Below are 20,214 nucleotides of genomic sequence, written 5' to 3' on the forward strand. Positions count from 1 at the left end.
TTCAGGCGGCCTGCTTCCTGCCCTTGACCCCGGCCCACAACCGCTTGTTCGTCAGATACAGCAGGGTGGACAGGATGATCAGGAAGATCACGCTGACAAAACCGGCATTCTTGCGGTCCATCAGCTTGGGTTCGGCCGCCCAGTAGAGGAACGAGGCGACGTCCTCGGCCATGTGATGCACCGTGGCGGGGTGGCCATCGGCATAGGTCACCTGGTCGTCCGACAGCGGCGGGGTCATCGCGATCCAGCCCCCGGGGAAGGCCTTGTTCTCGTAATAGACCGTGCCGAACTCTTCCTTTTCCTCACCAGTATAGCCGGTCAGGATCGAATAGATGTATTCCGGCCCGCCCATGCCGCGGAACAGCTGGTTGAGGCCCGTGCCATAGGGCCCGTGGAAACCGGCCCGCGCCTTCGCCATCAGCGACAGGTCCGGGGCATTTTCCAGCGCCGAGGCCGGGAAATGGTCGGTCGGAATCGCGGCACGGTCCTCTCCGGTTTCCTTGTCGGTCACCGTGAACTGGGCCGCATAGGCGCGAACCTGATCTTCGGGCAGGCCAGGCCCGCCTTCGTCCGACAGGGTGCGGAACGGCACGTATTTCAGCCCGTGGCAGGCAGAGCAGACCTCGGTATAGACCTGAAGCCCGCGCTGCAGCTGGAACTGATCGAAGCGGCCGAACGGGCCTTCGTGGGCGAAGGCCACATCCTCGACATGGCCCTGTTCGCCGGCGGCATGGGCCGCCCCGACCATGAGAACCAGCGCCGAGACGGCGGTGAGTGCGATCTTGCGGAACATCATTTGTTTCCTCTCACTCGGCCGGAGTGGCCTTGGGGCCGTAGTGGGCGTTGAAGTCTTCCTCGATGGTCGCCGGCTGCGGCAGCGGCTTCTCGATCACGCCCAGAAGCGGCAGGATGATCAGGAAGTAGGCGAACCAGTAGGACGAGGCGATCAGCGAGATCGTGGCATAGGGCTCGTCCGCCGGCATCGCGCCGCACCACATCAGGACGATGAAGTCGATCACCAGCAGCGCGAACCACCACTTGAACATCGGGCGATAGCGGCCCGAGCGCACCGACGAGGTATCCAGCCACGGCGCCAGCGCCATGACCGCGATCGCGCCGAACATGGCCAGCACGCCGAAGAACTTGGCGTCGATGATGCCGAAGCTCAGCCAGTTGGCGGCGATTACCACCCAGACGTCCCCGGTGAAGGCGCGCAGGATCGCGTAGAACGGCAGGAAGTACCATTCCGGCACGATGTGCGCGGGCGTCGCCAGGGGGTTGGCCTCGATGTAGTTGTCGGGGTGCCCCAGGTAGTTCGGCATGAAGCCGACGATGGCGAAGAACACCGCCAGGATCACCGCCAGCGCGAACAGATCCTTGATGACGTAGTAGGGCCAGAACGGCACGGTGTCGCGCTCGGCCTCTTCCTTGCTGCCACGACGGACCTCGACACCCGTGGGGTTGTTGTTGCCAGTGGTGTGGAAGGCCCAGATATGCACCGCGACCAGGGCCGCGATCACGAAGGGCAGCAGGTAGTGCAGGCTGAAGAAGCGGTTCAGCGTGGCATTGTCCACCGCCGGACCGCCCAGAAGCCAGGTCTGGATCGGCTCGCCGATGCCGGGAATGGCCCCGAACAGACCGGTGATCACCGTGGCGCCCCAGAAGGACATCTGACCCCAGGGCAGCACATAGCCCATGAAGGCGGTGCCCATCATCAGCAGGTAGATCAGCATGCCGATGATCCAGGTCACCTCGCGCGGGGCCTTGTAGCTGCCGTAGTAGAGGCCGCGGAAGATGTGCAGATAGACCGCGAAGAAGAACAGCGAGGCGCCGTTCATGTGCAGGTAGCGGATGAAGTAGCCGCCGTTCACGTTGCGCATGATGTGTTCGATCGACGCAAAGGCGTAATCGACATGCGGCGTGTAATGCATCACCAGAATGATCCCGGTGACGATCTGCAGGGCAAGACAGAAGGTCAGGACGATGCCCCAGATCCACATCCAGTTCAGGTTCTTGGGCGTGGGGATCATGATGGTGTCGTACATGAGCCCGACAATGGGCAGCCGCTTGTGCAGCCAGCGCTCACCGGCGGTCTTGGGCTCGTAATGGTCGTGCGGAATTCCGGCCATGTCTGTGATCCTTACCCAAGCTTGATGGTGGTTTCGTCGAAGAAGGTCGCAACCGGAACCGGCAGGTTCTTGGGCGCAGGCCCTTTGCGGATGCGTCCGGCGGTATCGTAGTGCGAACCATGGCAGGGGCAGAACCAGCCGCCGAATTCACCAGCGCCATCGCCCAGCGGCACGCAACCCAAGTGAGTGCACACACCCATCATCACCAGCCATTCGCCCGCCTCGTCCAGGGTGCGGTTCTGGTCCGAGGCATCGGTGCCCGGCTTGTTGGCGTTTTCCGAAGCGGTATCGGGCAGCTCGGTCAGTGCGGTCGCACGGGCGGCCTCGATCTCTTGCGGCGTGCGGCGGCGAATGAAGACCGGCTTGCCCAGCCACTTGACCGTAAGCTGAGTTCCGACCTCGACCCCTGACACATCGACCATGATCGACGACAGCGCCTGCACGTCTGCCGAGGGGTTCATCTGGTTGATCAGCGGCCAGACGGCGGCACCCGTGGCCACCGCACCGGCACCTGCCGTTGCATAATACAGGAAATCCCGCCGAGTGCCTTCGCCGGTGCCTGCGTGATCGTCTGCCTGGGACACGTGTTGTTCTCCCCTTTCGGGCCGGAGGTTCCCGGCCCATATGACCAAAGGGCCGTGACCAAGCCACGCCCCGACGCGCGGGTTTTTAGCCAAGCCGGCGGGGATCGTCCAGCGGACAAAGCCGCGCAGCGCGCGATTCTCGGGCATGATCGGACACTGTGTCGCGGAAGCCGCGGCGTCTCAGATGTCCGGGGCGGTCGCCTTCATCGACGGCCGTGCGGAAAATGCACCCCACCATTCGGCCAGGGCCGGATGCGCGGCCTGCCAGTCGCGCCCCGCATGACGGAAATCCAGATAGCCCAGCGCACAACCAAGGCCGATCTGACCCATGTCCAGCGGCCCGCGCAGATGGCTCAGCCAGCGCCCCTCGATCGCCGCAAGTGCGCGAGATACCTTGGCCCACTGCGCCTCGACCCATTCGGACGAACGGGCGGCGGGCGGCCGGACGTGGTCTTCGTAGCGCATCAGCACCGCGGCATCGGCGATCCCGTCCGCCGTCGCCTCCAGCACCAGCGTGTCCCAAAGGTGCGGCGCGGCGGGATAGAGACCGGCACCCAGCAGGTCGTCGAGATAGCGGCAGATCACCCGGCTGTCATAGAGCGTCGGCCCGTCAGGCCGTTCCAGTGCCGGGATCTTGCCCAGCGGGTTGCGGTCCACCGGCAGGGTGCCGGGATCAAGCGGCGTGCCCGCCACGGGGACGATCTCTACCCGGTCGGTGGCACACGCCTCGTGCAGCAGCACCATGACCTTGCGCACGAAGGGCGAAGCGGGGGCGTGATACAGCCTCATTCCGGGCGCTGCCGCAGACGGACCCGCGCCAGAAGGCCCGCGTCAAGTTCCCAGACCTGGCCGCGCAAGCGGATCACTCGGCGCAGACGCGCGGTTGCATTGGTCTGCCGGTCTTCCGCTCGGTCGGCAGGGCGGTGCAGGGTCAGCCCCTCGTCCAGATCATCAAGCGCGTCCTCGGCCCGCTGATCGGTGCGCCCGGGATGCGCCCGGTCCTGCATGATCCGGGCCAGGGCCCAGGTGGTCGTGGCAACGGCACCAAGCCGGAGTGCGATCGGCAGAAGCGGGGCAAACGGCAGAGGCATTGGATCCTCCTCATGAACGGAAGCGAAGTCTAGGACCGGCGTTCCGTCCTGTAAACAGCCACCCATTGCGCGGGCCGGTGGCGGGATGCAACGAAAATCGCGAAAGATCAATATTCTGCCGACCCATCCGGCACAGGGTGCGCAATCGGCCAAAGCCTTGGCCCATCGGCGCTGGCGATCGGCTGGGCGCCTGGCAGATTCGGTCCGGATCGGCCCCTGTCGCCATCCTGAAGAAAGGGACATGCGGGGCAAGGCGGCCTTCGGGGCTGTTGATCCTCGGCATGCCTGGGCCCCGGCCCTGTGCCTGCGTGACCACCGGTTCCGCGATCGAGGGGAATGAAGGGCCCCGCACCCATGTCGGGCCCTTCATCCACCCCACGCACACACCCCAAGCACCGCGCGTGATCTGTTCAGGATCCCGGGCCCGCTGCCCTGATATCCTTGCTGCCCCGAATCGCCCCGCCCCCGCAACGGTCGAGCGTCCGGCATTTGAATCGAATGTCAGCAGCCGATCTGCCCACGGGAACTGCCTGCCCCGACGTCGCGGATCATGCGGATTCTCTGGGCAGAAGCACCACCGGCGCGCCAAGTTCGACCTCGTCGTACAGCTGCTCGATATGGTCGTTCACCAGACGCACGCAGCCGTTCGATACGGCGGTTCCAATCGTCCAGGGCTCTGGCGTGCCGTGAATCCGCAGATAGGTGTCACGCCCCTGATCGTCGAACAGATACAGCGCCCGCGATCCCAGCGGATTGTCCGGCCCGCCCGGCATGCCCTTTGCATAACGCGCATACCTGTCGGGGTCGCGGGCGATCATCGCTTTGGTCGGGGTCCAGCTGGGCCATTCCCGTTTCGCACCGACCGTAAAGACGCCGGATTGATACAGGTTCCCGCGCCCGACGCCGACCGAATACTGCATGCCGCTCAGCGGAGTCGTGGCATGGTAGAGCGCGAAATAGTCCGGGTCGACGATGATCGCCCCCACCTCCTGCGGCTCGGCAAAAAGCACCGGGCGGGGCAGGAATTCTTCGGGCACCACCCAACCTTCGGCACTCCGCGCGCGGGCGCAGAGCGGCACCAGAGAGGCAACTGCCGCACCAAGGAAACCACGCCGGTCGAACGCAATCCTGTGCATCGTGTCGGTCCTTTCCTGCCTAAGCCATTCTTGCCGAAGCCGTGCCCGAAGGCCTTACAACAAGTTGTGACATAAGACGAAAAAGGCCCCGGGGCTTCCCCGGGGCCTTCACGTTCGCGCCAGCGGCAGGGGATCAGCCCTCGGCGGCCTCTTCCTTCTTCTCGACGATTTCCTCGCCGGTTTCCTGATCGACCATCTTCATGCCAAGGCGCACCTTGCCGCGGTCGTCGAAGCCCAGAAGCTTGACCTTGACCTCCTGGCCTTCCTTCAGCACTTCGCCCGGATGGTTCAGGCGCTTGTTGGCGATCTGCGACACATGGACCAGGCCGTCGCGCTTGCCGAAGAAGTTCACGAAGGCGCCGAAATCGACCAGCTTCACCACCTTGCCGGTGTAGATCTGGCCCTCTTCCGGCTCGGCCACGATCGACCAGATCATGTCATAGGCCTTCTTGATGGCCGCCTGGTCGTTCGAGGCGATCTTGATCGTGCCGTCGTCGTTGATGTCCACCTTGGCGCCCGAGGTTTCCACGATCTCGCGGATCACCTTGCCGCCCGAGCCGATGACCTCGCGGATCTTGTCGGTCGGGATGGTCATCGTCTCGATCTTGGGCGCGTAGGCGCTGAAGCCCTGCGGCGCGCTGATCGCCTTGGCCATCTCGCCCAGGATGTGCAGACGGCCGTCCTTGGCCTGGGCAAGCGCCTGCTTCATGATCTCGGGCGTGATGCCCGCGACCTTGATGTCCATCTGCAGCGAGGTGATGCCCTGCGCCGTGCCGGCAACCTTGAAGTCCATGTCGCCGAGGTGGTCCTCGTCGCCCAGGATGTCGGTCAGCACCGCCCAGGAGCCGTCCTCCTCCAGCACCAGACCCATGGCCACACCCGCGACGGGCGCCTTCAGCGGCACGCCCGCGTCCATCATCGACAGCGACCCGCCGCAGACCGATGCCATCGAGGAAGAGCCGTTCGATTCGGTGATCTCGGAGACCACGCGGATCGTGTAGGGGAAGTCGGTCGGCGCGGGCAGGACCGCCTGCAGCGCGCGCCAGGCCAGCTTGCCGTGGCCGATCTCGCGGCGGCCGGGCGAGCCCACACGGCCAACTTCGCCGACCGAATAGGGCGGGAAGTTGTAGTGCAGCAGGAAGTTCTGCCGGTAGTTGCCGTTCAGCGCGTCTATGATCTGCTCGTCCTCGCCGGTGCCCAGCGTGGTGACGACCAGTCCCTGCGTTTCACCCCGGGTGAACAGGGCCGAGCCATGCGCCCGCGGCAGCACGCCGGTTTCGCAGACGATCGGGCGGACGGTCTTGGTGTCGCGGCCGTCGATCCGGCGGCCGTGCTTTACCACGTCGCCGCGCAGCACTGCCGATTCCAGCTGCTTGATCGCCGGGTAGAGGTTCGGGTCCGCCTTGTCCTCGTCGCTCATCCTGGCGGTGATCTCGGCGACGGCGGCCTCAATGGCCTTGGTGCGTTCCTGCTTGTCGCGGATCGCGAAGGCGGCGCGCATCTGCTCTTCGCCGGCGGCTTTCACCTTGGCATAAAGCGCCGAGAAATCGGGCGGGGTAAAGTCGAACGGCTCCTTCGCGCAGTCCTCGGCAAAGTCGATGATCAGGTCGATCACCGGCTGCATCTGTTCGTGACCGAAGACGACCGCACCCAGCATTTCCTCTTCCGTCAGCTCGTAAGCCTCGGATTCGACCATCATCACGGCGTCCTTGGTGCCGGCGACGACAAGATCAAGCCGCTGTTCGGGCTTCATCCGCAGTTGGGTCATGTCGTCCATGCTGGGGTTCAGCACATACTTGCCATCGACATAGCCCACACGCGCGGCACCGATCGGGCCGCGGAAAGGCACGCCCGAGACGGTCAGCGCAGCCGAGGCCGCGATCATCGCCACGATGTCGGGGTCGTTCACCAGGTCGCACGACAGCACGGTCGCCATGACCAGCACTTCGTTGCGGAAGCCATCGACGAACAGCGGGCGGATCGGCCGGTCGATCAGACGCGAAACCAGCGTCTCCTTCTCCGAAGGGCGCGCCTCGCGCTTGAAGAAGCCACCGGGGATCTTGCCGGCCGCATAGTATTTTTCCTGATAGTGAACCGTCAGCGGGAAGAAGTCCTGGCCTTCCTTCGCCGTCTTGGCGAAGGTCACGTTGGCCATGACCTGGGTTTCGCCCAGCGTCGCGATTACCGACCCGTCGGCCTGGCGCGCAACTTTCCCCGTTTCCAGCGTGAGCGTCTCATTGCCCCACTGGATCGATTTCTTCGTCACATTGAACATGTATCGTTTCCTCTGGAGGTCCGGCCCCTGCCGGCACCCCCGTACATCTGGCGGCCCCATTGCCGCCGTCCCCCCCGATCCTTCGCACGGGCCCCGGGGGCGGGCCTCACGTCTCAGATGGCGGGGCCATACAGGAAAACGCTGGATTTGGAAAGCGTGAGCTTGGACACCGGGTGAAAGGCCGGCAAGGCGGCAGGAAGACAGTCTGTCGAAGGACCAGCGCGAATGCGTGACGGGGGGGATGAAAACCTGCACCGCGCCCGGGCAAGCCTTCGGAAGCGCAGGAAATGGCCGGCAGGCCATGGGAACCCGGTCGGCATGAAAAACCCGGCCACGCTGGGACGAGGCCGGGCAGCTTGTCGATGACTTCGTCGCGCGGGCAGCGCCCGCAGCGCGACAGGCGTCAGATCGCCGACTTGATCCAGTTTTCCAGAGCGGCCTTCGGCGCGGCGCCGACCTTGTTCGACACGACCTGGCCATCCTTGAACAGGAACAGCGCCGGGATGCCGCGCACGCCCAGAACGGCGGGGCTGTCGGGATTTTCGTCGACGTTGACCTTCACGATCTTGACCTTGCCAGCATATTCGGCGGCCAGTTCCTCAAGCGCCGGGCCGATCTGACGGCAGGGGCCGCACCATTCAGCCCAGAAATCCACGACAACCGGGATCGGCGACTGGCGCACTTCGGCGTCGAAGGTGGCATCGGTAACGGCGACAGTGGCGGCGCCCATGGTCATTCTCCTGCGGGAAAGGGTCAGTCTGGCAAGCTAAGAACCGGGGCCGGGAAGGTCAAGGGATCGTGGCACGGGCAAGGGCAGCGCTCACGATCCCGGGATCAAGGGGCATGAGCCGGGGCGCACGGGTCCACAGGATCGCGGTCTCGATCGGTCGGTCGGGATAGACCTGCGCCAGAAGGTGGGCATAGGCGCCCAGCTGACGCAGGATGCCCTCGGGAACCAGGTCGGGGTGATCCGGGATCAGGGCGTTGGACTTGTAGTCGATGACACGCACGCGGTCGGGGGCGACGATCAGGCGGTCGATCGTGCCCACGAGACGCGCGCCGTTCCAGTCGCCGGAGACGGCCACTTCGGCCAGAGTGTCGGGTGAAAAGAGGGGGGAAAGATCGGGATGGTCAAGCACCGTCCGGGCCTCGGCCAGAAGCGCCGCGGCAAGGTCGGGGCCGATCAGGCCCGCGGCATGGGCGGGCCAGTCGGCGCGAGGCAGACAAGGCAGGCGTTCCAGCAGAAGATGCAGCGCCGTGCCCCGGCGTTTCGCTTCCTCGCTGTCAAGGGCCGCTTCGCCGGGCAGCGCCTTCGCACCGCCGAGGTCGGAGGGGGACAGGACCGGCGGACCTGCAGGCGCGGGAGGGGCCGGGCGCGCAAGCCAGTCGGGCAGAGTCTGTTCTTCCACCCGGGGCTCTGCCTTTCGCACGGGGAGGGGCCAGTCGCCGAAGGCGTGGCGGCGGATGCCCTCGCCCGCGTCGGTGGCGATCGCGCGTTCGACCCCGTCACGGATCAGGGAATACCAGCTGTCCTCCTGCCTGACCTCGCCCGCGACGGCGGCGACCAGCCAGCAACGCGCGCGGGTCATGGCGACGTAAAGCAGGCGCAGCCGTTCCTCGGCCTCGCGCGCCTTGCGGGCGGAGCGTTCGGCGGCGATCAAGGCCGGGCTTTCCGCCTGTGGCGCCTTCCATACGGCGGGGCCATCGGGCAGGCGGTAAAGTTCGTCCCGTTCTTGCGGCTTGCGGTCCCCGGTGTCCGGCAGGATGACGATTTCGGCCTCCAGCCCCTTGGCGCCGTGGACCGTCATCACCCGGATGCGGTCGCCTTCGCTATCAAGCTGGCGCTTCACCTCGACATCGTCGGTCTGCATCCAGACGAGAAAACCGGTCAGGCTGGGCACCTCGTTCGCCTCGTAGGCAAGGGCCTGGCCGAGCAGTTCGTCGATACCGTCCTCGGCCTCGGGCCCCAGCCGGTCCAGCAGCTTGCGGCGGCCGTCGTGTCGGTAAAGCACCCTTTCCAGAAGATCGTAGGGCCGCAGGAAATCGGCCTGGTCGCGCAGGTCGTTCAGGAAGGCCAGCGTTGCGTGGTGGGCGGGGTCGTCGCGCAGGGCCTCCCACAGGAAACCCTTGCGGGAGTGGGCAAGACGGAAAAGGTCGGCCTCGGACCAGCCGCAGAGCGGAGAGCGCAGGACAGCGGCCAGCGACAGGTCGTCCTCGGGCGTGTCGAGGAACGCAAGCAGCGCGGCCAGATCCTTGACTGCAAGCTCACCCCCAAGTTTCAGCCGGTCGGCCCCGGCAATGGGCAGGCCCAGCGCCTTGCAGGCGCGGATGATCTCGTGAAACAGCGGCGATCGGCGCTGGACGAGGATCAGGAAGTCACCATAGCGGATCGGGCGCTCTGGCGGCTTGTCGTTGCCTGCCTGCGGAATCTGCTCGCCGCGCTCCACCCGGTCGCGCATCCATTCGGCGATCCTGCGGGCCAGAACGACAACAGGGCTTTCCGGGCTGGGCTGGTCGACGGGATCGTGCCAGTCGCCTTCGGGCTCGGCTCCGGTGGGTTCGACGGGGGGCCAGACATCGACGCGACCAGACAGGGTTTCATGGAACGCTTTGTGACGCGATTCGCCACCAAGGGCCGCCTGCTGGGCGGGGGTGAAGGTGCGGTCCACCACCTGAAGGATCGCAGGGGAAGAGCGGAAGGAATATTCCAGCGAACGCATGACCAGCGCGTTCCCGCCAGCAAGAAAGTCGGCGAAATGGTCGCGCTTGTGATCGAAGGCGGCGACATCCGCGCCCTGGAAGGAATAGATCGACTGCTTCTTGTCGCCGACAACGAACAGCGTCCGGGGCCGGTTTCCGGCACCTTCCCCGGCGGTCATCTCGGAGGTCAGGGCCTGGATCAGATCCCATTGTTCTGGACTGGTGTCCTGCGCCTCGTCGACGAGCACATGGTCGATGCCCCCGTCCAGACGGTACAGCACCCAGGCGGCAAGCGAGGGGTCTTTCAACAGTCGCCGGGCCCGCCGGATCAGGTCGTCGAAGTCGAGATGGCCGCCGTCGGCCTTGCGCCGGTCGTATTCGGCCAGGAACGGCAGGGCCAAGCCATGGAGTGCGGCGGTTTTCTCGGCGGCAGCAAGGGCGAGGCGCCTTTCCCTGGCAGCCTCGACCCGCAGCATCAGGGCCTCGAGGGCGGGCATCAGGTCGGCAAGGCGGTTGCGTGTGGCCTTGGTGGGAAAGTCGCCGACCTTGGCGGTGAAACGTTTTGCCGGATCCCTGGTGCCATCGCCGAAAAGCAGGACGCCTTCCAGCATCGCCAGAACCTCTGGTCCGGGGCGCGCAAGATCAATGGCGCCGAGCCTTTCGGCGGCCTTCACATCGCTGACGGACCCCGCCGCCAGACCGGAGATGAGGTCGGGCAGCCAGGCGGCCTCATCGCCTGCAAAGACCCCCTGCAAAAGGTCTGGCACGCCAAATCCCGGCGGCAGGCCGAACAGCTTCCAGATCGCGGCGCGGTCAATCTGCGGGTCGAAACTGTCGCGGTAGCGGGCGATCTGTTCGACGAGCGCGGTGAAATCCTCGCCCGTGTGCAGGCGCGTGACCTTGCGCACGGCTTCGGGGGCCAACCGGTCGGCAAGATCCTCGACGATCTGGGCGCGCATCAGTCTGGCCAGCCGGTCGTCCATCTCGGTGAACCCTGGCGGCACCCCGGCCTCGAGCGGGAAGCGGCGCAGAAGGCTGGCGCAGAAGCTGTGGATCGTCTGGATGCGCAAGCCGCCCGGTGTCTCGATCGCGCGGGCGAACAGCTGCCGGGCGCGCGCCAGGCGGGGCGCGTCAAGCTCGGTCTCGCCCAGATCCAGCAGCGCGCGGCGCAGATCTTCGTCGGGCTTCATCGCCCATTCGCCAAGACGCTTGAACAGGCGGTTCTGCATCTCGCTTGCTGCGGCCTTGGTGTAGGTAAGGCAGAGGATATGCTGCGGCTCTACCCCGCCCAGCAGAAGCCGCGCCACCCGGTCGGTGAGAACACGGGTCTTGCCCGACCCCGCATTTGCCGAAAGCCAGGTGTTCCGCGCGGGATGGGCGGCGTCGATCTGGGCAAGGCCGGCCGGGGTGATCGTCATGCCAGATCCTCGCCCCTCGGGATGGCGGTCATGTCCCATTCGCCGAACCGCGAAAGGTGATCATAGTCAGAGGTGTAGCTGGTGCTGTGTGGCGCACGGCGGGCGGTGTAGCCCGTGCCTTGCCGGGCATAGCGGGATACCAGCGTGCGGAATTCCTCCCAGACCCGGTCGATCTCGCCCGGCCCCGGCACGGTGACGACTTCTTTCAGGTCGCCCTTCACGCCGACATAGGTCAGCCGCGCGACCTCGGCCGGATCAAGGCCGGGAAATCCCCCTCGTTCGGCCATGGCCGCAGCGAGAAGCAGCTGCTTGTCATAGGCCTTCTGCTGTTTTTCCGTGGGCGGCGTGCCGGTCTTGTAGTCGATCAGGTGCAGCCGGCCGTCGGGCAGGCGGTCGATGCGGTCGGGCTTGCCGGTGAGGGTGAAATCCAGATCCTCGATCGTGACGGCGCCCTTCTGCTCGGTCAGCACGGGGGTGCCGCCGGTATTGGCCGAAAAGCGCAGGAAGGCGTCCGCCGCGCGGTCGATCCGCGCCAGCCAGACGCTGCGGGCCAGCGGCCAGGCGACATGGGCCTCAAGCGTGTGCGCGGCAATCCGCAGCAGCGTTTCGCGGTCACGGCCGCCCTCGCGGACGAATTTTTCCAGGATCTCGTGCAGCACGATGCCGCGCAGGCGGGGGTCGGGCTCGGGGCGCAGCGGATCAAGCGGGCGCAGGCGCAGGACGTGGCGGGCATAGATGGCGTAAGGGTCGCGCACCAGCGTGCCGATTTCCGTCAGCGACAGGCGTTTCGGGCGCGCCTCAACCGGGGGGCGGGGTGAGGGGCGTGGGGCAGGTTCGGCCAGCGCCGGCGGCCTGTCGAAGGCTGCGGCAAGCGCCAGCCAGTCATGGCCGCGCTGGCGCATGGCTTTCAGCGCCTGCGGTCCCTGCCGGTCGGGCAACCCCTCCATCAGGTTCACCAGCCGGTTCAACCAGCGCGACGGGACGGTTTCCGCCTCGGCCCCGCGGAGGCTGCGCGACAGGACGACGCGCGGCGCGGCAATGGCCTGCTGATAGTCATGCGCGGCAAGGCCGATCTGGCGTTCGGGCAGAAGAAGGCCCGCTGCCTTGCGCATCGCCCGGTTCAGCCAGGGGTCAGGCGCGGCCTGCGCGGGCCAGACCCCGTCATTCAGCCCGCCCAGCACGACCAGATCCGCCCCCTGCACACGCGCCTCCAGCGTGCCGCGGATCATGATCGAGGGATTGACGGTTTCTGCCTCGCGCACCTCGCCCGAAAGGACGGTGCGCAGAAGGTTGGCATAATCACCCGGCGTGACTGCGCCGCCCGCCCCGGCCTCGGCGGCAAGGTCGGCCATGGCAGACCGGGCGGCTTCGCCGGCCTCTTTCTCCCATAGCGCACCGCTGCCGCTTTCGCCAAAGCCGCGGGCAAGGCGTTCGGTGACGCTCAGGTGGCGGGCGACAAGTTCAGGCAGCGGCGTGGTGCCGGTGTCTTCGTGGCCGCACAGGGTTTCGCCCAGGATCGCGGCCCATTCGACGGCACGGCCGATGCCCGAGGCGGCAGCCCAGGCGGCCAGACTTTCGGCCGTGGGGAAGGCCGGACCGTTGCGCCGGGCGTGAAGTTCGTATTCCCGCGTCAGGATCAGATGCCCGCCGCGTCCGGGGCCGGAAAAGACAAGGGGATGCTTCAGGATGGCAAGCGCCGCGTCAATGGTCAGGCGCTGGCCGAACAGCCCCGCCACCTGCCGCAACAGGCGGCCCGGTGCCGACAGGGCCAGCGGGCGGCCGGCGGAATCGTCGGGACGCAGCCCCCAGCGGTCAAGCGCCGCCGTCACCCGGCGGGTCAGGTTGCGGTCGGGGCAGACCAGTGCCGCGGTGGTGCCTGCCTCCGCCGCCTGGCGCAGCACGAGCGCAATCGCCAGCGCCTCGGCCCTTTCCGAGGGGGCCTCGATCAGGGTCATATCCCTTGTGGCAGGGATCAGGTCGGGCAGCGCCTGCCCTTCCGTCAGCCACTGGTCAGTGACCGGTGCGGGGCGAAGCGAGAGAGAAATCAGCCGGTTGCGATCCGGGGCGGGGGCCTGCGCGGTTGTCCAGGGGCGCACGTCGCGGGGGGCGATGCCCAGCGCCTCCATCAGGCGGCGAAACCGGTATTGCGGGTGATCCTCGGCGGTCAGGGCGTCGTCCATGCCGTGCCAGACGGCATCGGGCAGATCGAAGTCGAAGCCCGGCAGCACGACCGCGCCACCCGGCAACCTTGCGATGGCCTGCATCAGAAGCGCCGTCGTCCCGCGCGAGCCGGTCGAGCCGGCAAGCATCACCGGGTGGCCGGGCGGAGAGACCTGCCAGCCTTCGGCCAATGCCTCGACGGCCCGGCGCTGACGGGCCTCGGCATCCATCCCCTCGCCTGACATCGCCTCGGCAACGATGCCCAGAAACACCTGCATGCGCGCCCAGTGGGCCGAATGGTTGCCAACGTCCAGCGCGGCGATCCGGTCGCGGGAAACGGCTTCTTCCTGCATCTCGGCCATGAGACGGGCAAGACTGTCGGCCAGATCGTAAAGCCCGGCGCGGGGGAAGTGGGTGCTGCCGGTCTGAAGCAGCCCCTCCAGGAGGCGCGCAAAATGCAGGCGGCGGCGCAGGGGCGGCACGACGGGGGCAAGGGGCTCGCGGGCCAGCGCCTCGGGAACTTCGGTGACCAGCAGAAGCCGCGGCAGAAGGCGGGCGCCGGTCGCGGCAAAGCAGTCGGCGACCCGGCGGCGCATGCGGGCGGTGTTCAGGATCAGGGTCAGGCGGGCCAGCGTCTCGGGCGGCTGGCCTGCATGGCGCGCGAGGATTCCGGCGACAAGCTCGGCCGGAAAATCCACTCCGGGCGGCAAGGCGTAAAGGGCCGGCTCAGTCATGGGCGGCATCGTGCAGAAGGGCTTCCGCCGCGGCAATTCCTGCCGGATGGCCCACGTCGCACCACGTGCCGCGATGCACGATCCCGAAGGCGCGGCCGCGGGCGATCAGGTCATCCCAGGCCCGGTTCAGGGAAAATACCTGTTCCTCGATCCGGTCCAGGCAATCTGGGTTCAGGACATGCGCGCCGATATAGACGTGATCCTCGCCCCCTGCCCCGCGAGAGATGCGGCCATCTGGGTCCAGCGCGAAATCACCCTTCGTCCCATGGGCAAGGGTCTGCTCTGCCGGCAGGAGGAGGAGGAGAGCATCCATGGCTGTGCCGTCCCAGGCTGCGGCCAGCTGGTCCAGCGGGTTGTTGCCGGTCCAGATGCCGTCACTGTTCAGAACCGCCACCGGGCCGGGGCCAAGCAGCGGCAGCGCCGCCTTGAGCCCGCCGCCCGTTTCCAGGATCGGTCCCGGCTCATGGCTGATCATGACCCCCCGGCCCGCCAGATGCGCGGCCATCTGGTCGGCGCGGTAGTGCGTGTTCACCACGATGCGGTCGGCGCCCGCGCCCCGCGCGGTTTCCAGCGCATGGTCGATCAGCGCCCGGCCCGCGACCGGGATCAGCGGCTTCGGCCGGTCGGCGGTCAGCGCGCCCATCCGCGTGCCGAAGCCCGCGGCGAAGATCATCAGCGGGAAGGGAAAGCGGCGCATTGCGATTCGATCCGGGACAGGATTTCGGGGCTGGGAGCGGGCAGCACAGCCTGACAGACGGCGCGCAGATCGGCCAGAACGGGGTGGGTGAGGTTCCCTTGCAGCTGATCCCAGACACGGGGGATCAGGCGCAGGTAGCCGGGTTTTCCTGCGTGGACGCACAGGCGGGCGAATACCCCCAGAATGCGCAGGGCCCGCTGGGCACCAAGGACGGCATAGTGGGCAGCGAAGCCTTCGGGATCAGCGCCGACAGCCCCTGCGAAACGGGCGACCAGGGCGGCTTCGGTCGCAGGCGACACATCGCGGCGGGCATCCTGCAACAGGGATACAAGGTCATATCCCGGCTGGCCCATCTGGCCAAGCTGGAAGTCCAGCAGCCCCACCCGCGCCAATTCGTCCCGCCAGGGCAGCCAAAGCAGGTTTCCGGCATGGAAATCGCGCAGGATCAGCACGCGGGGGCCATCGGCATGGGCTTCCAGCGCGGCCTGCAGCGCGGCACGGAACGCGGCGGGGTCTGGCTTCGCCCCTGTCGCGGCAAAGGCATAATGGTCCAGCGCGAAGCAGGCGGCTTCGGCCCAGTCGGCCGCAGTCAGGTTCGGCAGCCCGGGGGGCGCGGGCGCGCGCTGCAGGTGAAGAAGAACGTCCACCGCCTGCGTGTAAAGCGCCAGTTCGCGGGCAGGGTCGGCGTCAAGTAGCCGGGCGTAGAGGTCGTCGCCCAGATCTTCAAGCAGAAGGAACCCATGCACCAGATCCGCAGCCAGAATCGCGGGGGCCGAAAGACCGAGGCTGCGCAGATGGCGGGCCATGGCGACAAAGGCACCCGGGTCGTCGGCCCCGCCGGGCGGGTTGTCCATCAGGACAGCCGTCGCCGCACCCAGCCGAAGCCGTTCGTAGCGCCGGTCAGAGGCGTCGCCGGCCAGATGCTGTCTGAGGGCCTTGCCCCAGCCGGCGCTCTCGAGAAAGACCACGGCCCGGGCCGCGCGGTCAGCCATGGGCCAACGCCCCGATCAGCCCGGCACGTCCGCCCGTCAGCACGGCCTGCCGCCCATCGCCCTTCTGTGATAGCCGGATATGCAGGGCATCGGGCGGAAGGTGACCGCCCAGCCGGTCGGGCCATTCCACCAGGCAGATCGCGCGGATGAAGGCCTCGTCCAGGCCCAGTTCCCAGACCTCGTCGGGATGGGTCAGGCGGTAGAGGTCGGCGTGCCAGATCTCGACGTCGGCCTCATAGACCTGGACCAGGGTGAAGGTTGGCGAGGGCACCTCTTCCTCGCGCCCGAGCCGCGCCCGGATGAAGGCGCGCGCAAGATGGCTTTTGCCCGCACCGATCGGGCCTTCCAGAAGGATGCAGTCGCCCGCCCGCGCCAAACGCGCCAGCCGACCGCCCAGCGCGGCGGTGGCGGCTTCGTTCGGGAGATCAAGCGTAAGGGAGGGGGCCGGTGCATCGGTCATGGGGCGCGAGTCTACCCGCCGCCCCGGCTGCCGCAAGCCCCCGCAGCGCCGCGTCAGGCCGACAGCAGGCTGCGGATGTCGTCGCGAACCGGCACCACGGCTTCGCTTGCCCGCGCGCGGAAGGTGATCAGCGTGGCCCCACCCGGCAACGAGCGGAGCCGACAGGTGACCAGCCGCCCGTCCAGAAGTCTTACCTCGCCTTCCCAGGGGGCACGGTCGCCCAAGGCCGCGACAAAGGCGATGGCATCGTCCCACAGAAGCGTCGGCGCCGAATGGTTGCGCCACCAGGCCGACAGAGTGCCGATCCCGGCATCGGACAGCATGACCGCGGGATCGTGGTTCCAAAGCCGGGTATAGGCAAGGTTCGACATCAGCAGTTGCCCACCCTGCGAAAAGACCGCGACTGCATCTTCCACCGCGTCGATGACCGACTGGCCCAGTTCCAGATCCGCCCGATAGCGCCGGGTGCGCAGCATTTCGCTCGAGATGTCCTCGAACATGAAGGCAAGCGCGCCGTTCGGATGCGGCCGTCCGATCACCCGATAGGTCTGGCCGCCCGGCAGGTTCCACGTTTCCTCGAAATGGCCGGCCGAAGCCTCCTCCTCGACCCGCATCACCTGGCGTCGCCAGCTGCGATAGTCCCTGGGCTCGGGTATCATCGCCTTGGCGCGCATCGCATCCAGCACGGCCGACAACGTGGGACGCGAAATCAGGAATTCGGGTGAAAGCGCGGTCAGGTCGGCCAGCGCCGGGTTGAACAGTTGCAGGATGCGCGAACGGTCGAAGATTGCCAGACCGATGGGCAGGTCGGCGAAGGTCTTGGTCAGGGTCTGCATGAACTCGCGCAGCGCGGTTTCCGCCTCGACCGCGGCATCGGCGGCGAGGGCATAGTGCAGCACCTCCTCGCCCGCCGAGACGCGGAACAGGTCGAACCATTCCAGCCCGCTGCGCGCCTGCAGGCTGATCCGGGGCGTTCGGCCGCCAGAGGGTTCGGTCGTCTGGAACAATCTGGGCAAGGGCCAGCTCAGATCCTGCCGGTCGGGCAGAAGTTCAGTCGCGCGGATCAGATAGGCATGATTGGCCCAGACCACCTGCCCACGGGCATCCTCTTTCCACATCACGACGGGTGATCGGGCCAGAATGACACGCTGGGCCAGAACCTCGTGCTGAAGGGCGGCCAGCACCGCGCCGTCACCCGGACCGGGCTGCCCGTCGCCGGCGGCCTGGATCATCGTCAGTCTGGTCAGGCCCCGCAGGTATTCGCCTTTCAGAACCAGGGGCGGCTGCACGTCGCCGGACGAGGCGATCACGATCAACCCGGCCCGGGGCAGCGTGTCAAGCGCCTGCGACAGGCCGGGAAAAAGCGGACCAAGCGTGCCAATCAGCCGCGACAGGGCGCCACCGTCCTCTCCCTCCGGCAGGATCGATCGGGCTGCGGGCGTGGCATCCAGAAGCCGGTCACCATCGAACAGGAATGCGGCCGCAGGCCCCTGGGCGGAAAAGATGCTGCTGGTCCGACAGGGTCTGCGCATCTGCCAGGCGGCCATCAGGGCAAGGCTGGCCAGCGCGACCAGCGTCGCGGTCAGCACCATGGCGACGGCGGCAAGCAGATCCTCGATCACGACAGCCTTCATCCTTAACGCTCGGGTAAGCCTAATGGCAGAAACCTTAACCGAGCGTTAAGCAGACCGGGCGCTATTCGATCCGCCGGTTCTCGCCCAGGGCGGCGCCTTCGGGCGCGGCGAGGTCCTCCATGGCCCAGACGGCCTCGACCACGGCGCCGCAGCGTTCGGGTCGGTCCTCGGGCGGAAGAAAGGGGTCGGTCGCATTGGCGAAGGTCAGTTCGGCGCCAGAGCGTTCCAGAAGCGTCTTGGCGATGAAAAGGCCCAGGCCCATGCCGTCATAGCCCGGTCGGCGCGCGCTTTCCCGGTCCGAGCGGCGGAAGCGCACGAAGGGGTCGCCGATCCGGCCGATGACGTTGGGGGGAAAGCCCTCGCCGTCGTCGATGATCCGCACGGTCACCGTCCGGTCCGTCCATTCGCCTTCGATCCAGACGGTGGTGCGGGCAAAGTCCACCGCGTTCTGCACAAGGTTTCGCAAACCGTGGATGATCTCGGGCCGGCGAACGATGGTGGGCTGGCGCTCGGGCGCGCCTTCCGTCGGGGCAAAGCTGAATTCGACCCGCTTGCCTCGCGACATGTGGGGTTCGGCCGCCTCGCGCAGGGCGGCCGACAGGGGGGCCTGGCGCAGGTGCAGGTCATCCTTTCCCGCCCGGCCCATGTCGCGCAGGATGTCCCGGCAGCGATCGGCCTGATCGCGGATCAGCCGGGCGTCCTCCTGCAGGTCGGGGCGGTCGGCAAGTTCCTGCATCAGTTCGGCGCTGACCAGCTTGATGGTGGCAAGCGGCGTGCCCAGCTCATGCGCCGCCGCCGCCACCACGCCGCCAAGATCGGTCAGCTTCTGTTCCCGTGCCAGCGCCATCTGGGTGGCTAGCAGCGCCTGTGACATCGACCGCATCTCGGTGGCCACCCGGCGCGAATAGAGGCCGATGAACAGGATGCCGATCACGATGGACAGCCAGAACCCAAATTCGAAGATCCGCGGGATCACCAGTTCGCGCCCGTCGGCAAAGCGCAGGGGAATGTTCCAGAAGGCCGCGACCGAGATCAGCAGGATCGCTGCCATCCCCAGCAGAACCGTCGATTGCAGCCGCAGCGCGCTGGCCGAAATGGTGACCGGCGCCAGCACCAGAAGCGCGAAGGGGTTCGTCAGCCCTCCGGTGACGAAGATCAGGAAGGCCAGCTGCGCCAGGTCGAAAAGCAGGGTGAAGAAAGCTTCGGCCTCGTTCAGCCGCTTGTTTTCCGGGAACAGCGTGATCGCAAAAAGGTTGGCGATGATCGAGGCGCCGACAGCCAGATAGCACAGACCCAGCGGCAGCTGCAGGCCATACCAGCGGTCGGCCACGATGATTGCGGCCAGCTGGCCGACGATCGCCATCCAGCGCAGCAGGATCAGAGTACGCAGCCGGACCCAGTTGCCCTGCATCTCGCGTTCGGGAAGAGGGATGCCCGCCGTAACCATGCTGTGACCAGTTGTCCCCGTGGGCGCCTTTGCCATTGTTAAGGCGGTCCGCTTCTGGGATCAATGCGCCCGGATCGGACCCCTGACCGTCGGAGACCCCCATGACCAGACTTTACGCCGGACTGGCCGCCGCCGCCGTGGCCGCGCTGATCGGCGGAACCGCAGCCTATGTCTTCCTGAACCGCACCGATGATGCCTTTGCCCAGTGCCGCCAGGGCAATGTCGCCGGGGGGGATATCGGCGGTCCGTTCACCCTGGTCAACACGAAGGGCGAGACTGTGACGGACGCGGACGTGCTGACAAAGCCCAGCCTGGTCTATTTCGGCTATACCTTCTGCCCTGACGTCTGCCCGTTCGACATGGCGCGCAATGTCGAGGCGGTCGATATTCTGGCCGAGAAGGGTTACGACGTGACCCCGGTCTTCATCTCGATCGACCCCGAACGGGATACGCCCCAGGCCCTGGCCGACTATGAATTCAACATGCATCCGAAGCTGGTGGCCCTGACCGGCAGCCCGGAACAGGTGAAGGCGGCCTCGCAGGCCTACAAGACCTTCTATCGCCGCCAACCCTCTGAGGAAGGCGACGAGTTCTACCTGATCGACCATTCGACCTTCACCTATCTGATGCTGCCCGGCGTCGGATTTGTGGATTTCTTCCGCCGCGACATTACATCCGGGCAAATGGCGGAAAGCGTTGCTTGTTTTCTAGAGGCGGGCAAAGCTGGCAGCTGACCGCCGCGCAGCTGGGGAATGAC

The 20,214-nt window shown here is 66.8% G+C and carries 16 protein-coding genes; 1 reads left to right on the forward strand and 15 read right to left on the reverse strand.

Annotated features, from left to right (window positions below):
• Position 1: 1 nt before the first annotated feature.
• From EZM81_RS03155 to regB, 15 genes are all read right to left on the reverse strand, one after another.
• On the reverse strand, positions 2-793 hold the full coding sequence (locus tag EZM81_RS03155) for a cytochrome c1 (RefSeq protein ID WP_136644753.1): 792 nt from the start codon (positions 791-793) through the stop codon (positions 2-4).
• 13 nt (positions 794-806) lie between these two features.
• Positions 807-2,129: a cytochrome b gene (gene petB / locus EZM81_RS03160; protein WP_136644754.1), complete on the reverse strand. Its 1,323-nt coding sequence runs from the start codon at positions 2,127-2,129 to the stop codon at positions 807-809.
• Positions 2,130-2,140: 11 nt separating this feature from the next.
• Entirely contained in the window at positions 2,141-2,713 is a 573-nt protein-coding gene (gene petA, locus EZM81_RS03165; protein ID WP_136644755.1) for a ubiquinol-cytochrome c reductase iron-sulfur subunit, read from the reverse strand.
• Positions 2,714-2,893: 180 nt separating this feature from the next.
• Entirely contained in the window at positions 2,894-3,502 is a 609-nt protein-coding gene (locus tag EZM81_RS03170; protein WP_136644756.1) for a glutathione S-transferase, read from the reverse strand.
• Positions 3,499-3,804 carry a hypothetical protein gene (locus EZM81_RS03175; protein ID WP_136644757.1) on the reverse strand — a complete coding sequence of 102 codons (306 nt, stop codon included), beginning with the start codon at positions 3,802-3,804 and terminating at the stop codon, positions 3,499-3,501. Before EZM81_RS03175 ends, EZM81_RS03170 begins: the two co-directional genes overlap by 4 nt.
• 548 nt (positions 3,805-4,352) lie before the next feature.
• Entirely contained in the window at positions 4,353-4,940 is a 588-nt protein-coding gene (locus EZM81_RS03180; protein WP_135450078.1) for a L,D-transpeptidase, read from the reverse strand.
• A 133-nt stretch (positions 4,941-5,073) separates the two neighbouring features.
• Positions 5,074-7,215, reverse strand: a complete 2,142-nt coding sequence (pnp, locus tag EZM81_RS03185) for a polyribonucleotide nucleotidyltransferase (protein ID WP_135450077.1) — start codon at positions 7,213-7,215, stop codon at positions 5,074-5,076.
• Positions 7,216-7,618: 403 nt separating this feature from the next.
• Positions 7,619-7,945 (reverse strand): thioredoxin, encoded by a 327-nt coding sequence (trxA, locus tag EZM81_RS03190; protein WP_135450186.1) that lies wholly within the window; start codon positions 7,943-7,945, stop codon positions 7,619-7,621.
• Between the two features lie 58 nt (positions 7,946-8,003).
• The gene (gene addA / locus EZM81_RS03195) at positions 8,004-11,333 is read right to left on the reverse strand and encodes a double-strand break repair helicase AddA (protein WP_136644758.1); all 3,330 of its coding nucleotides are present in this window, start codon (positions 11,331-11,333) and stop codon (positions 8,004-8,006) included.
• Positions 11,330-14,227, reverse strand: a complete 2,898-nt coding sequence (gene addB / locus EZM81_RS03200) for a double-strand break repair protein AddB (protein ID WP_248298121.1) — start codon at positions 14,225-14,227, stop codon at positions 11,330-11,332. The genes addA and addB overlap by 4 nt, the downstream gene beginning before the upstream one ends.
• Positions 14,220-14,924, reverse strand: a complete 705-nt coding sequence (locus EZM81_RS03205; protein ID WP_135450074.1) for a nucleotidyltransferase family protein — start codon at positions 14,922-14,924, stop codon at positions 14,220-14,222. The genes addB and EZM81_RS03205 overlap by 8 nt, the downstream gene beginning before the upstream one ends.
• A complete protein-coding gene (locus tag EZM81_RS03210) occupies positions 14,900-15,916 on the reverse strand; it encodes an aminoglycoside phosphotransferase family protein (RefSeq protein WP_136644760.1) in 1,017 nt (338 codons plus the stop codon). The genes EZM81_RS03205 and EZM81_RS03210 overlap by 25 nt, the downstream gene beginning before the upstream one ends.
• Positions 15,909-16,376 carry a tRNA (adenosine(37)-N6)-threonylcarbamoyltransferase complex ATPase subunit type 1 TsaE gene (tsaE, locus tag EZM81_RS03215; RefSeq protein WP_135450072.1) on the reverse strand — a complete coding sequence of 156 codons (468 nt, stop codon included), beginning with the start codon at positions 16,374-16,376 and terminating at the stop codon, positions 15,909-15,911. Before tsaE ends, EZM81_RS03210 begins: the two co-directional genes overlap by 8 nt.
• Positions 16,377-16,429: 53 nt before the next feature.
• Complete coding sequence (locus EZM81_RS03220) at positions 16,430-18,010, reverse strand: PAS-domain containing protein (RefSeq protein WP_136644761.1); 1,581 nt, start codon at positions 18,008-18,010, stop codon at positions 16,430-16,432.
• A gap of 61 nt (positions 18,011-18,071) precedes the next feature.
• A complete protein-coding gene (regB, locus tag EZM81_RS03225; RefSeq protein ID WP_136644762.1) occupies positions 18,072-19,457 on the reverse strand; it encodes a sensor histidine kinase RegB in 1,386 nt (461 codons plus the stop codon).
• A gap of 101 nt (positions 19,458-19,558) precedes the next feature.
• Between regB and EZM81_RS03230 the strand changes: the two genes are divergently transcribed.
• Positions 19,559-20,191, forward strand: a complete 633-nt coding sequence (locus EZM81_RS03230) for an SCO family protein (protein ID WP_136644763.1) — start codon at positions 19,559-19,561, stop codon at positions 20,189-20,191.
• Positions 20,192-20,214: the final 23 nt, after the last annotated feature.

Source organism: Tabrizicola sp. YIM 78059 (assembly GCF_004959785.1).
GTDB lineage: Bacteria > Pseudomonadota > Alphaproteobacteria > Rhodobacterales > Rhodobacteraceae > Tabrizicola > Tabrizicola caldifontis.